General features: G+C 69.8%; 13 protein-coding genes. 5 read left to right on the forward strand and 8 right to left on the reverse strand.

Going from position 1 to position 13,013, the window contains the following annotated elements; all coding sequences use genetic code 11:
• The first annotated feature begins 105 nt into the window (after nucleotides 1-105).
• From ACIBEJ_RS41975 to ACIBEJ_RS41995, 5 genes are all read left to right on the forward strand, one after another.
• Nucleotides 106-1,221 (forward strand): steroid 3-ketoacyl-CoA thiolase, encoded by a 1,116-nt coding sequence (locus ACIBEJ_RS41975; RefSeq protein WP_397188534.1) that lies wholly within the window; start codon nucleotides 106-108, stop codon nucleotides 1,219-1,221.
• A gap of 319 nt (nucleotides 1,222-1,540) precedes the next feature.
• Nucleotides 1,541-2,608 carry an MBL fold metallo-hydrolase gene (locus ACIBEJ_RS41980; protein ID WP_397188535.1) on the forward strand — a complete coding sequence of 356 codons (1,068 nt, stop codon included), beginning with the start codon at nucleotides 1,541-1,543 and terminating at the stop codon, nucleotides 2,606-2,608.
• A 25-nt stretch (nucleotides 2,609-2,633) separates the two neighbouring features.
• Nucleotides 2,634-3,308, forward strand: coding sequence for a FadR/GntR family transcriptional regulator (locus ACIBEJ_RS41985; protein ID WP_397188536.1), 675 nt, complete (start codon nucleotides 2,634-2,636; stop codon nucleotides 3,306-3,308).
• A gap of 379 nt (nucleotides 3,309-3,687) precedes the next feature.
• A complete protein-coding gene (locus tag ACIBEJ_RS41990) occupies nucleotides 3,688-4,644 on the forward strand; it encodes a DNA polymerase ligase N-terminal domain-containing protein (protein WP_397188537.1) in 957 nt (318 codons plus the stop codon).
• A 7-nt stretch (nucleotides 4,645-4,651) separates the two neighbouring features.
• Complete coding sequence (locus ACIBEJ_RS41995) at nucleotides 4,652-5,086, forward strand: GNAT family N-acetyltransferase (protein ID WP_397188538.1); 435 nt, start codon at nucleotides 4,652-4,654, stop codon at nucleotides 5,084-5,086.
• On the opposite strand, the gene ACIBEJ_RS42000 is transcribed toward ACIBEJ_RS41995, so the two are convergent.
• Genes ACIBEJ_RS42000 through ACIBEJ_RS42035 form a run of 8 tightly spaced genes read right to left on the reverse strand, consistent with a single transcriptional unit; the run spans nucleotide 5,072 to nucleotide 12,671 of the window.
• Nucleotides 5,072-5,974 carry an aldo/keto reductase gene (locus ACIBEJ_RS42000; protein ID WP_397188539.1) on the reverse strand — a complete coding sequence of 301 codons (903 nt, stop codon included), beginning with the start codon at nucleotides 5,972-5,974 and terminating at the stop codon, nucleotides 5,072-5,074. The genes ACIBEJ_RS41995 and ACIBEJ_RS42000 overlap by 15 nt on opposite strands.
• Nucleotides 5,971-6,276, reverse strand: a complete 306-nt coding sequence (locus ACIBEJ_RS42005) for an L-rhamnose mutarotase (protein ID WP_397188540.1) — start codon at nucleotides 6,274-6,276, stop codon at nucleotides 5,971-5,973. The genes ACIBEJ_RS42000 and ACIBEJ_RS42005 overlap by 4 nt, the downstream gene beginning before the upstream one ends.
• Nucleotides 6,276-7,256, reverse strand: a complete 981-nt coding sequence (locus ACIBEJ_RS42010) for an ABC transporter permease (RefSeq protein ID WP_397188541.1) — start codon at nucleotides 7,254-7,256, stop codon at nucleotides 6,276-6,278. Before ACIBEJ_RS42010 ends, ACIBEJ_RS42005 begins: the two co-directional genes overlap by 1 nt.
• A gap of 5 nt (nucleotides 7,257-7,261) precedes the next feature.
• Nucleotides 7,262-8,734 (reverse strand): sugar ABC transporter ATP-binding protein, encoded by a 1,473-nt coding sequence (locus ACIBEJ_RS42015; RefSeq protein WP_397188542.1) that lies wholly within the window; start codon nucleotides 8,732-8,734, stop codon nucleotides 7,262-7,264.
• On the reverse strand, nucleotides 8,734-9,765 hold the full coding sequence (locus ACIBEJ_RS42020; protein ID WP_397188543.1) for a sugar ABC transporter substrate-binding protein: 1,032 nt from the start codon (nucleotides 9,763-9,765) through the stop codon (nucleotides 8,734-8,736). Before ACIBEJ_RS42020 ends, ACIBEJ_RS42015 begins: the two co-directional genes overlap by 1 nt.
• 37 nt (nucleotides 9,766-9,802) lie before the next feature.
• A complete protein-coding gene (locus ACIBEJ_RS42025) occupies nucleotides 9,803-10,537 on the reverse strand; it encodes an SDR family NAD(P)-dependent oxidoreductase (RefSeq protein WP_397188544.1) in 735 nt (244 codons plus the stop codon).
• Entirely contained in the window at nucleotides 10,534-11,829 is a 1,296-nt protein-coding gene (locus tag ACIBEJ_RS42030) for an L-fuconate dehydratase (RefSeq protein WP_397188545.1), read from the reverse strand. The genes ACIBEJ_RS42025 and ACIBEJ_RS42030 overlap by 4 nt, the downstream gene beginning before the upstream one ends.
• Nucleotides 11,826-12,671: a fumarylacetoacetate hydrolase family protein gene (locus tag ACIBEJ_RS42035; protein ID WP_397188546.1), complete on the reverse strand. Its 846-nt coding sequence runs from the start codon at nucleotides 12,669-12,671 to the stop codon at nucleotides 11,826-11,828. Before ACIBEJ_RS42035 ends, ACIBEJ_RS42030 begins: the two co-directional genes overlap by 4 nt.
• Between the last annotated feature and the right edge of the window lie 342 nt (nucleotides 12,672-13,013).

Genomic DNA, 13,013 nt, shown 5'->3' on the forward strand with positions numbered 1-13,013 from the left:
GAAGGCGTCGACCGGAAGGGAGAAGAGAAGCGGCGAGCCGAGCGCATTGCGGGCAGAAACTAGAACGCGTTACATTCGCCTCCAGAGCATCGTTCTGGAGGCGCTGTGGGCACACCCGTGATCGTAGAAGCCGTAAGGACTCCCATCGGCAAGCGCAACGGCTGGCTCTCCGAGCTCAAGCCGCAACAAGTTCTAGCCGCAGCCCTCACCGGCCTCATTAAGAAGGCGGACATCGACCCGGCAAGCGTCGAGCAGGTCTTCGCCGGTTGCGTCACCCAGGCGGGCGAACAGGGCGGTCACGTAGGCCGCTACTCCTGGCTCTACGCGGGGCTGCCGCACCGAACCGGCGTGACCACGATCGACGCGCAGTGCGGTTCGTCGCAGCAGGCGGTACACCTGGTCGCGGCGTTGATCCAGGCGGGCGTCATCGAGGTGGGCGTGGCGTGCGGGGTCGAGGTGATGAGCCGGGCGCCGCTGGGCAGCAACGTCCAGCCCGCGCGGCCGCGTCCCGACGACTGGTCGATCGACCTGCCGGACCAGTTCACCGCGGCCGAACGCATCGCCGCCCGCCGCAACCTCACCCGCGAGCGCCTCGACTGGTTCGGCGCCCGTTCCCAGCAACTCGCGGCCAAGGCGTGGGCCGACGGCCGGTTCGACAGGGAGATCGTCCCGGTCCAGGGCGTCACCAAGGACCAGGGCTTACGCGAGACCACCGCCGACGGCCTGGCCACGCTCAAGCCGGTCGTGCCCGGCGCGCTCCACACCGCGGGCACGTCGTCCCAGATCTCCGACGGCGCCGCCGCCGTCCTGCTGATGAGCGAAAAGGCCGCTCAGAGGTACGGCCTGCGTCCCCGCGCCAGGATCCTGGCCCAGACGCTGGTCGGGGCGGAGCCGTACTATCACCTGGACGGGCCGGTGGACGCCACGGCCAAGGTGCTGGCCAGCACGGGGATGACGATGAACGACATCGGCCGTTTCGAGGTCAACGAGGCCTTCGCCTCGGTCGTCCTGTCCTGGGCAAGCGTGCACGAACCCGACTTCGACCGCGTCAACGTCAACGGCGGCGCCATCGCCCTGGGCCACCCCGTGGGCGCGACCGGCGCCCGCCTCATCACCACCGCCCTGCACGAACTCGAACGCTCCGACTCCACCACCGCCCTGGTCAGCATGTGCGCCGGAGGCGCCCTGGCCACAGCCACCGTCCTAGAGCGCCTCACGTGACAGCACAGCCTCCAAGGCACAACCACGACAACCAGCCCTCATCCGTCCAACCGCTGATGGCATGGCTGGACGAACAAGCTCCGGGCAGCCAACGCAGTGCCCGGGCCCCGGGCTACCGACGAGATGGCCAGACGGCGCGCCGGCAACGCGAGGACCGGACCAGGGGAACCCGACGCCGCGGCCGTGTGGCGGAGGCGCGAGGCCGGGGCGAGAGGGTGACGGAGGCGCGAGGCCGGGGCGAGAGGGTGGCGGAGGCGCGAGGTGGGGGGCAGAGGTCCTGGGTGGCGAGAGGGAGTTCGTTGGCTCGGTGCGTTGACGCGTGTCGGGGCAGCCGCCACCGCGTGGTGACGAGGCTTCGGGGTGGCGTCGGGTGAAGGCGGGACGCCGGTCGTACAGCAGTCAGAAGCCGCAGGATCTGGGCGGCGGGGTGTGGAGCGTGCCGGTGCCGATTCCCGGCAATCCGCTCGGCTACACGCTGGTCTACGCGATCGAGTCGCCGCGTGGGCCGGTGCTGGTGGATGCGGGGTGGAACCATCCGGACGCGTGGGAGGCGCTCCGGGGCGGGTTCGGGGTGTTGGGGATCGATGTCGCGGAGGTCTATGGCGTCGTTGTGACCCACTTTCATCCGGATCATGCGGGGCTGGCCGGGCAGGTGCGGGAGGTGTCCGGGGCCTGGATCGCCATGCATGAGGCGGACGCGGCCATCGTCACGCTCATGCGCGGCCTGGCCGACGACGAGCATCGGGATTTCCAGGCCGAGATGTTGCGGCGGGCGGGGGCCGAGGGGCTCGACGTCAGCACGACGGCGGCGGAGCGGCCGGTTCCGCCCGCGCAGCCGGATCGGACGTTGCGGGACGGCGAACTGGTCGATCTGCCGGGGCGCGAGTTGCGGGCGATCCACACCCCCGGGCACACACCCGGACATCTATGCCTCCGGCTCGACGACCGGCTGTTCACCGGCGATCACGTCCTGCCGGGCATAACTCCACATGTCGGTATATATCCGTATGACCGCGACGACGTGGATCCCCTGCGCGACTTCCTGGAGTCCCTGGAGAAAGTGGCCGGATATGGACACCTCTCCGGCCTGCCCGCGCATGAGTGGATATTTCCGGATGTGGCGGCACGCGCCGCCGAGATCCGCCACCATCACGAGGAGAGACTCCACACGCTCGCCACACTGCTGACCAGCATCGGCGAGCCGCTGACCATCTGGGAGATCGCCGCGATGATGACGTGGAACCGAGCATGGGATGACCTGTCCCCTATGCTCCGAGGACTGGCGGCCGGAGAAGCCGCCGCCCACCTTCGCACCCTGGAGGCGCGCGGCGAGATCCGCCGCGTGTCCGGGGTCGATCCCGTACGCTTCCAGGCCCTAGACTCGTAGACATCCGATGTCTAGGGAGAGAAGCGTGGCGGTCACCGACGCTGCGATCGACAAGATCAAGCAGATGATCCTCTCGGGCGAGCTCGCCCCCGGCGACCGGCTCCCCAAGGAGGCCGATCTCGCCGAACGACTGGGCCTGTCCCGCAACTCGCTGCGCGAGGCCGTACGCGCGCTGGCGCTCATCAACGTCCTGGACGTACGGCAGGGCGACGGCACCTACGTCACCAGCCTGGAGCCCCGGCTCCTGCTGGACACGATGTCGTTCGTACTCGACCTGCACCGCGACGACACCGTCATCCAGTTCTTCGAGGTTCGCCGCATCCTGGAACCCGCCGCCACAGCCATGGCCGCGGTCCAGATGAGCGACGCCGACATCGTGGAGCTGGGCGAGGTACTGCGTTCGCTGCCCAAGGAGCCCACGATCGAGGAGCTGGTCGACAACGACCTGACCTTCCACCAGCGCATCGCCCGTGGGTCCGGCAACAACGTGCTGTGCTCGTTCATCGAGAGCCTGGCCGGTCCCACCCACCGGGCGCGCATCTGGCGCGGACTCACGCAGGAGGGGGCGCTGGAGAAGACCATGGAGCAACATACGGCCATTTACGACGCCATAGCCGCCCGCCAGCCCGATGTGGCACGTTCCTGGGCCACGGTCCACGTGGCCGGGGTGGAGGCGTGGCTCCGCAAGGCCCTCGACTGACCAGCCCGCCACACGTGGCCACGCCTTGGACCACCCGGGAAGGCATGGCCACGCCATGAACCAACCGGAAAGGCGGGGCCACGCGAACGGCCTGTGGAGGTGGCGGCACGCGAGGGCCTAAGCGGGCGAACGTGCTGGTGTGGTCGGCGTTGGCGGGCGCCAAGGCTCTGGTGGGCCAGGACAGGCAGTCGGGGGTGCCGGGTGGGCGAGGCGGGCGACGTCAACGCCTTCGGCGGGCAAGCGCGCGACGGGGGTGGGGGCCTCGACGGCAGGGCGGCGCGACAGGCCCGAGGGGGCTGGGCGCGGTGCCGAGAGGTCCGGTGGCCGGGCACGGCTGGTGGGTGGGGTGTGGGGGGTGGGGGTCGGGTAGATAGGGGGCGTGGCCGACAAACTCGCGAAGTATCGGAGTAAGCGGGACGCCAGCCGTACCCCCGAACCCGTCCCCCAGCAGCCGCCCGAGAAGGGGGACGACCGCGCGTTCGTGATCCAGGAGCACCACGCCCGCTCCCTCCACTGGGACCTGCGCCTGGAGCGCGACGGCGTGCTGGTCTCCTGGGCGGTCCCGAAGGGGTTGCCGGCCGATCCCAAGGTCAACCACCTGGCCGTCCACACCGAGGACCACCCGATGGAGTACCTCGACTTCCACGGCGAGATCCCCTCGGGCGAGTACGGCGCCGGCAGCATGACGGTCTGGGACACCGGCACCTACGACACGGAGAAGTGGTCCGAGCGCGAGGTCAAGGTGGTGCTGCACGGCGAGCGCGCCCAGGGCAGATATGTGCTGTTCAGGACGGACGGCAAGAACTGGATGATCCACCGCATGGACCCTCCCGCCGTGGACCCGCTGCCGCCCCTGGAGCCCATGCTGCCGGTCAACCGCGCCAAACTCCCCCGCGACCAGGACGCCTACGCCTTCGAGTTCGCCTGGGGCGGCCGCCGGGTGCTGGTCCACGTGGACGGCGGGCGTACCGATCTGGCCCGTGAGGTTCCCTGGCTGCGCCCGCTGGCGGAGGCGTTCGGCAGCAGGAGCGCGGTCCTCGACGGCGAGATCGTCCGGATGGGCGGGGCGGAGATCCTGGTCTGTACCGATCTGCTCTATGACGACGGCCACTCGCTGGTGGCCAGGCCGTTCACCGAGCGCCGCGCGGCCCTGGACGCGCTGGACATCTCGGGCGCGCGCTGGCAGACCGCCCCGTCCTGGCCCGCCCAGGCCCAGCCGGTACGGCAGGCCGCCCGCGAACAGGGCCTGCCCGGCATCATCGGCAAACGCCTCGACTCCCCCTACGAACCAGGCCCCTCAAAATGGTGGGCATATATCCCGATAAAACCGACATAATCAGCCAGTGCACATCACCAGCATCACGCCCGACCAGCGACTTCTCGATCTCCAGCATGCCGCCTACGCCATCGAGGCCGAGATCATCGGCGACGACCGCATCCCGCCGCTGCACGAGGACCTGGCGGGCCTCCAGGGCGCGGCGCTCATCTGGCTCGGCGCCTTCGACGACGAGGGAACGCTCACCGGAGCGGTCGCCTGGGAGGAGACGGCGGGCCTGCTCGACATCAACCGGTTGATCGTGGACCCGGGCGTCCTGCGGCAGGGCATCGGACGCACGCTGGTCAAGGAGGTGCTGGCCAGGGCGGGCGGCCGGAAGGTGATCGTCTCCACCGGCCGGGACAACACGCCCGCGCGGACCCTGTACGAGCGCCTCGGGTTCGGGAACACCGGCGACACCGAGGTCATCCCCGGCCTGTGGATCACCTCATACGAGCTCTAGCTCCGCCCACAGCTCCTCGGGCACCGGATCGGCCCACTGGGCGGCGTTGCGGCGTACCTCGTCGGCGGAGCGGGCACCCAGCACGACGGTCGCGACGGCCGGATGCCGCGCGGGAAAGGCCATCGCGGCCTGCGGCAGCGTGACGCCGTGCCGGCGGCAGACCTCGGCCAGCCGCCGCGCCCGCTCCAGCAGCGGCGCGGCGGCGGGCTGGTAGTCGAAGGTGCCGCCGGGCTCGTCGGTGGCCAGCAGGCCACTGTTGAAGACGCCCGCGGCCAGCACCTTGACGCCCTTGGCCGCGCAGTCCTCCAGCAGCGGCAGGCCCGAGCGGTCGAGCAGGGTGTAGCGGCCGGCCAGCATGACCACGTCGACGTCGGTGTCGCGGACGAACCTGGCGGGCACCTGCCACTGGTTCATGCCGAGGCCGATGGCCTTGACCACGCCCTCGGCGCGCAACTCTTCCAGGGCGGGGTACGCCTCGGCCAGCGCCTGGTCGGCATGCGCGTCCGGGTCGTGGATCAGGGCGACGTCCACGTGGTCGAGGCCGAGGCGTACCAGCGACTCGTCGAGGGAGCGGCGCACGCCGTCGCGCGAGAAGTCCCACACGCGGCGCTCGGCGGCCACCACGTCGAAGCCCTCGTCGTCCCTGGCCGGCTCGGCGGGCTCCAGGCGGCGGCCGACCTTGGTGGACAGCACGTAGCCCGCGCGCCCGGCCAGCGCCGCGCCGAGGCGGCGTTCGGACAGGCCAAGACCGTAGTGCGGGGCGGTGTCGAACAGCCGCACGCCCGCCTCCCACGCGGCGTCCACCGTGGCGCGGGCCTGCTCGTCGGTGACGGCGGTGAACAGGTTGCCGAGCGGCGCGCCGCCAAGCCCGAAGTCGGGAAATTTCATGTCATCTCCCAGACCTGGCGCAGGCCGGCGGAGTCCTTGTCGAAGTCGCCGTCGAGCAGCCTGTTCATCTTCTCCTGCCAGGCCCGGTCGGCCGGATCGTCCTTCATCGCCGCCTGGAACGCGGCGTAGTCCTCGACCTCGACCACGTGGAACAGGTCCAGCCCGTCCCGCCAGATCCGCCAGGAACGCACGCCGTGCTCGCGCATCGCCGCCTCCAGTTCGGCGGGGATGGTGGCGTGCTCACGGTCGTAGACCTGCTCGGCGCCGGGTTTGAGCCGCGAGCGCAGCGCGAGCCGTTCCATCAGTCCTGGGCCTTTCCGCCGGCGATGCGGCTGATCATGAGTGCGATGAGGATGATCGCGCCGTAGACGACCGGCTGCCAGAAGCCGGAGACGCCCTTGAGCGTGAGGATGTTCTGCACCAGGCCGATCACGAGCACGCCGGTGAGCGCGCCGAGGATCGTGCCCTTGCCGCCGTCCATGCTGACGCCGCCGATGACCGCGGCGGCGAAGACCATGAAGATCCAGCCGACGCCCATGTTGCTGCCGATGGCGCCCAGGCGGCCCGTCTCCAGGATGCCCGCCAGCGCCGCCAGCATGCCGCCGATGACGAAGACGCCGAACAGGACCCGGTGCACCCGGATGCCCGCGGCGCGGGCGGCGTCGGCGTTGCCGCCGATCGCGTAGAGGGAGCGGCCCGCGCGGGTGTAGCCCAGGACGAGGATGCCCGCGGCGAACAGCGCGCCCGCGATCCAGATCGCCGCCGGGAGCCCCAGCCACGTGACGCTGCCCAGGTAGAGGATGGAGTCGGGCAGTTGGAAGAGCGTCTTGCCCTCGGTCGGGCCGAGCAGCAGGCCGTGCACGATGATCAGCATGGCCAGCGTGACGATGAACGCCGAGAGCTGGAACCTGATGATCAGGAACCCGTTGAAGGCCCCGATGGCCGCGCCCACGAGCAGCGCCAGCGGGATCACCAGCGCGCCCGGCAGCCCGAACCCGAATCCGCCCGCCGCCACGGGGACGACCAGCATCACCGCGATCGCCGGCGCGGTGCCGACCGTCGACTCCAGCGACAGGTCGAACTTCCCGGCGATCAGGATCATGGCCTCGGCCAGCACCAGCAGCGAGATCGACGCCTGCTGCTGCAGGATGTTGCTGAGGTTGCCCGCGGTCAGGAAGATCGGGTCGGCGATCGCGCCCACGACGAGCAGGAGCGCGATCACCGGCACGAGGGTCAGGTCGCGGAAGCGGGCCAGCCGCGGTTTCGGCGCCCGAGCGGTCATAACGGTCACTCTTCGATGCCTTCCATAACGGCCACGAGCTCGTGGTCGGTCCAGCCGCGCGGCACGTCCTTGACGACCCTGCCGTGGAACATCACCAGCACCCGGTCGCAGATGCGCAGGTCGTCGAGCTCGTCGGAGACCAGCACCACCCCCGCGCCGCGCTCGGCCGCGTCCTCGACCGCGCCCAGCAGCGCCTGCTTGGACTTCACGTCGACCCCGGCGGTGGGATTCATGACGACGAGCGCGGAGGGGTCGTTCACCATCGCGCGGGCGAAGACGACCTTCTGCGCGTTTCCCCCCGACAGGTCCGCGACGGGCTGGTCGGGCCCGTCGGTCTTGATGTCCAGCTCCGTGATCATCTGCTCGCCTCTGGTACGGCGTCGCCCCGGCGAGACCAGCCCGAACCTGCCCAGCATCCGCATGATCGGCATCGTGCCGTTCTCGCCCACCGAGAGCATGGGCACGAACCCCTCGTGGTGGCGGTCCTCCGGCACGAACCCGAGCCCGGCCTCCAGGAAGGCCGGCACGTCACCCTGCCTGGGCCGGACGCCGTTGACCGTGACCGTTCCGGCGTCGGCCCTGCGCAGCCCGGCCAACGTCTCGGCCAGGCCGATCTTGCCGCTGCTGGCCGAGCCCGCCAGGCCGACCACCTCGCCGGCGCGTACCCGCAGGTCCACGTCGGCGTAGCGGCCGCGCAGCGACAGGCCGTCCGCCTCCAGCACGAGCTTCTCGCCGACCGCGCGCGTTCTCGCCTGGTACGCGGCCGTGGCCTCGCCGGTCATCGCCGAGACCAGTTCGTCGTGCGGGAGATCGGCGACCGGCCTGGTCATGACGTGCCGGGCGTCGCGGAAGACGGTGACGCTCTGGCAGATCTCGTAGACCTCGTCGAGGTGGTGGGAGATGTACATCATCGTCACGCCCTGCTCGCGCAGCGTCCGCATGCGGGTGAACAGCCGCTCGATGGCCGGGCCGTCCAGGCGGGCGGTGGGCTCGTCGAGGATGATGAACGTGGCGCCGAACGACAGCGCCCTGGCGATCTCCAGGAGCTGGCGCTGCTCGACGCCGAGGTCGCCGGCCAGCGCCTCCGCGTCGACGTCCACCTCGTAGGTGGCCAGCAGCTCGCGGGCCCTGGCGCGCAGTTCGCCCCACTTGACGTAGCGGCCCTGGCGGTTGAGGAAGAGGTTCTCCGCGACGGACAGGGCGGGGATGATCGTGGACTTCTGGTAGACGCAGGCCACGCGCCGCCGCCAGGCGTCCCGGTCGGTGAGCGCGGGGGCCGGCTCGCCCGCGAACAGCACCTCGCCCTCGTCGGGACGCTGGAGCCCGGTCAGGATCGACACCAGCGTGGACTTGCCCGCGCCGTTCCTGCCGACGAGCGCGTGGGTCTCGCCCGGGGCGATCCCGATGCCGGCGTGGTTCAGCGCGGTGGTGGGTCCGAAACGCTTCGTGATATTTCGGGCTTCGACGTGAAATTTCATTACTTGACCTGGTTGCCCCAAAGCTTCTGGTCGTCCACGTTCTCCTTCGTGACGAGCGGGGCGGGAAGCTGGTCCTCCAGGCCGTTCGGCAGCTCGATGATCGTGCTGTCGTGGTCGGTCGGCCCAGGCTTGAACGTCTTGCCCTCGGTCGCCGCCTTCGCGTAGAACAGCGCGTACTTGGCATAAAGGTCGGCGGGCTGCGAGACCGTCGCGTCGATGTCGCCCTTGCGGATCGCCTCGAACTCCTGCGGGATGCCGTCATTGGAGACGACGAAGACGTGCTTGGGGTCCTCCGGCGGGACCAGCAGGCCCTTGGTCTTCAGCACCTGCAGCGTGGGCGCCAGGTGGACGCCGCCGGCGTGCATGTAGATGCCCTTGATGTCGGGGTTCTGCTCCAGGCGGGTCTGCAGCATCGACGCGGCCTTGCTGCCCTCCCACTCGGTCGGCTCGCTGAAGACCGTGATGCCGGGGAACTTGCTCTTCATGCACTCGGCGAACGCCTCGGAGCGGTCGCGGCCGTTGATCGAGCCCAGGGCGCCCTGGAGCTGCACGACCTTGCCCTTGCCGCCCAGCTTCTCGCCCAGGAACTCGCAGGCCTTCGTCCCGTACGCGCGGTTGTCGGCGCGTACCACCATGAAGACCTTGCCCTTGTCCGGACGGGTGTCGACGGAGACGACCGGGATCTTCTTGTTCTCCAGTTGCTGGAGCGTGGTGGCGATGGCGCCGGTGTCCTGCGGAGCCATCACGATCGCCTTGGCGCCCTGGCCGGTCAGCGCCTGGACGTTGCTGACCAGCTTGGACACGTCGTTCTGGGAGTTGGTCGGGTTCAGCTTGTCGACCTTGAGCTCGGTGGCCATCTGGTCGACGTACTTCATGTAGGAGTTCCAGAAGTCGGAGTCTGCCCGGGGATGGTCGATGCCGACCTTGCCGGCCGCTCCGCCCGCGGCCGGAGCGGCGCCGCCGCCGGTCGAGCCGCAGGCCGTCACGATCGCAAGAAGGGCCGCTGAGGCGACCACGGATCCGATCCTCATGTGCCAGAGATCCTGTTCGTTGGGGGGTGTACCTCGGCTAGTTGGGCGGGCGCAACCTCAGGCCGTGCATGCCGCCGTCGACCGCGAGCACCGTGCCCGTGGTCGAGGCGGCCTCGGGACCCGCCAGGTAGGCGATGGCCGCGGCGACCTCCTCGGCGCTGACCAGGCGGCCCATCGGCTGCCTGGCGTTGAGCGCGCGGCGCTCGGCCTCGGGGTCATCGGCGGCGTCGAGCAGTCTGGACACCCAGGGCGTGTCCGCGGTGCCCGGATTGACGCAGTTGACGCGGATGCCCTCGCGCACGTGGTCGGCGGCCATCGCCAGCGTCAGCGACATGACCGCGCCCTTGGTGGCGCTGTAAAGCGCGCGGTCCGGCAGGCCCGCGGTGGCCGCGATCGAGCACGTGTTGACGATCGCCGCGTGCTCGCTCCTCCTGAGGTACGGCAGCGCCGCCCTGGCCACCCTGACCATCCCGAACACGTTGACGTCGAAGACCCTCCGCCACTCCTCGTCGGGGTTGTCCTCGATGGTGCCCTGGGCGCCGATCCCAGCGTTGTTGACCAGGATGTCGATGCCGCCGAGCCGGTCGGCCGCTTCGGCGACAGCGGCGCGTACCTGGGCATCGTCCGTCACATCCGCTTTTATCCCGATGAAGGGGTCGCCGGGCGGAACGATGTCCAGGCAGGCGACCGTCATCCCCTTCGCGGCCAGCGCGGTGGCGGCGGCCAGGCCGATGCCGGAGCCGCCGCCGGTGACGACGGCCTTGAGGCTCACTGGTCCCTCCACACTTCGCCGCCCGGATAGGAGTGCGCGGCGATCGACTCGGGGCGCATCTCGGCGCTGAACCCCGGCAGCGACGGCGCGACGTAGTTGCCGTTCTCGATCACGACGGGGTCGACGAAGTGCTCGTGGAGGTGGTCCACGTACTCGATGACCCGGCCGTCCAGCGAGCCGCTCACCGCGACGTAGTCGAACATCGCCAGGTGCTGCACCAGCTCGCACAGCCCCACGCCGCCCGCGTGCGGGCAGACCGGCACCCCGAACTTGGCCGCGAGCAGCAGGATCGCGATGTTCTCGTTCACGCCGCCGACCCTGGCCGAGTCGAGCTGCAGGTAGGAGATGGCCCCGGCCTGGAGGAGCTGCTTGAACACGATGCGGTTCTGCACGTGCTCGCCAGTCGCGACCGGGATCGGGCGGATGCCCTCGGCGATCGCCGCGTGGCCGAGCACGTCGTCGGGGCTGGTGGGCTCCTCGACCCAGTGGGGGTTGAACTCGCGCAGCGCGTTCACCCACGCGATGGCCGAGGCGACGTCCCAGCGCTGGTTGGCGTCGATGGCGATGGGGAAGTCGGGGCCGCAGACCTCGCGGGCGGTGCGGAAGCGGCGGATGTCGTCCTCGAGGTCGGCGCCGACCTTGAGCTTGATCTGCTTGAAGCCCTGGTCGAGCGCCTCCTTGCAGAGGCGGCGGAGCTTGTCGTCGTCGTAGCCGAGCCAGCCGGGCGAGGTGGTGTAGGCGGGATAGCCGCCGGACTGGAGGGTGGCGACCCGGTCCGCGCGGGAGGGTTCCGCGTTTTTCAGGATCTGGAGGGCTTCGTCCGGGGTGAGGGCGTCGCTCAGGTACCGGAAGTCCACCAGGTCCACGATCTCCTCGGGGGACATCTCGGACAGCAGGCGCCAGAGCGGCTTGCCGTACCTCTTGGCCTTGAGGTCCCACAGCGCGTTGACGACGGCGGAGATCGCCATGTGCATGACGCCCTTCTCGGGCCCCAGCCACCGCAGCTGCGAGTCGTTGACCAGCTCCTTGTACAGGCCCCCGAGGTCCTCGGCGTCCCTGCCGATCACGTACGGCCGCAGCGCGCCGATGGCCGCCGTCTGGACGTCGTTGCCCCGCCCGATCGTGAATGCGAACCCGTGCCCCTCGGCCCCGTCATCGGTCTTGAGCACCACATAGGCCGCGGAGTAGTCCGGATCCGGATTCATCGCGTCGGATCCATCCAGCTCCCGCGAGGTCGGGAACCGGATGTCGTGGGTCTCCATCTCCACGATCCGGTACGGCGTGGCCGTCATGCCTGGCCCACCGTCTGGCGCTGCCGGCCGAGGCCCGCGATCTCCAGCTCCATCACGTCACCGGCCCGCAGGTACGGCTGGCCGGGCAGGCCCAGCGCCACCCCGGCCGGAGTGCCCGTGTTGACCACGTCACCCGGCTCCAGCACCATGAACTGGCTCAGGTACCTGACGATCTCGGCCACGTCGAAGATCATGTTCTTGGTGTTGCCGTCCTGGCGCAGCTCGCCGTTGATCCACAGGCGCAGCGCCAGGTCCTGCGGGTCGCCCACCTCGTCGGCGGTGACCAGCCAGGGGCCCATCGGGTTGAACGTCTCGCACGACTTGCCCTTGTCCCACTGGCCGCCCCGCTCCAACTGGAACTCCCGCTCGGAGACGTCGTTGGAGATCGTGTAGCCGGCGATCGCGTCGAGCGCGGCCTCGCGACTGTCCAGATAGCGCGCCTGCTTGCCGATGACGACGGCGAGTTCGACCTCCCAGTCGGTCTTGACCGAGCCGCGCGGCACCAGCACCTCGTCGTCGGGGCCGACGACGGTGTTGGGCGCCTTCATGAAGACGACCGGCTCCTCGGGCTCCTGCGCGCCCGACTCGGCGGCGTGGTCGCGGTAGTTGAGCCCGATGCAGACGATCTTCCCCGGCCGGGCGACGGGCGTACCGACCCGCAGCCCCTCCCCCTCGAACAACGGCAGCCTGCCGCCCTCCAGCGCGTCGCGGACACGCGCCACTCCCCCGGAAGCGAAGAAAGCCCCGTCGATCTCGGGCTCTCCAATGTCGCGCAGGTCACCGGCGGCGTCCAACACCACCGGGCGCTCCTGGCCGACAGGTCCTACTCGCAGCAGCTTCACACCGCATCCCTAGGCTATACATCGGATGTCTCGACCTCCGATGCTCGTACCCGGGTGGGGCCCTGTCAAGTCGGGAACCGGCGATACATCCGATCCGTGACCTCGGGATTTCCGGCGATCCTGTGCAACCGGTTGCACTCCCCCGCCCCGGGCGTCGCCTCTGTCGCAGCCGTCACTGAGGCCGCCGGAAACATCGGAGGAGGAGTGACTGTGGCGATCCGAACAGACCTCCTACCTTGATGGCGTTTGCGCGGGTTCGTACCTGATGGGGGTAGGTTGACGGGGCAGGCAACGCGTAATAGAACACGTTTCAGTACGGTGCTCAACCAAGCGCTAGATCAA

Origin of the sequence: Nonomuraea sp. NPDC050790 (assembly GCF_044456745.1) — a bacterium.
Classification (GTDB): Bacteria; Actinomycetota; Actinomycetes; order Streptosporangiales; family Streptosporangiaceae; genus Nonomuraea.

Bases quoted from the DNA above. Each gene is read 5' to 3' on its own strand.
- ACIBEJ_RS42020 (WP_397188543.1), bottom strand. From the start codon at position 9,765: ATGAGGATCGGATCCGTGGTCGCCTCAGCGGCCCTTCTTGCGATCGTG.
- ACIBEJ_RS42010 (WP_397188541.1), bottom strand. From the start codon at position 7,256: ATGACCGCTCGGGCGCCGAAACCGCGGCTGGCCCGCTTCCGCGACCTG.
- ACIBEJ_RS42030 (WP_397188545.1), bottom strand. From the start codon at position 11,829: ATGACGGCCACGCCGTACCGGATCGTGGAGATGGAGACCCACGACATC.
- ACIBEJ_RS42000 (WP_397188539.1), bottom strand. From the start codon at position 5,974: ATGAAATTTCCCGACTTCGGGCTTGGCGGCGCGCCGCTCGGCAACCTG.
- ACIBEJ_RS42015 (WP_397188542.1), bottom strand. From the start codon at position 8,734: ATGAAATTTCACGTCGAAGCCCGAAATATCACGAAGCGTTTCGGACCC.
- ACIBEJ_RS42005 (WP_397188540.1), bottom strand. From the start codon at position 6,276: ATGGAACGGCTCGCGCTGCGCTCGCGGCTCAAACCCGGCGCCGAGCAG.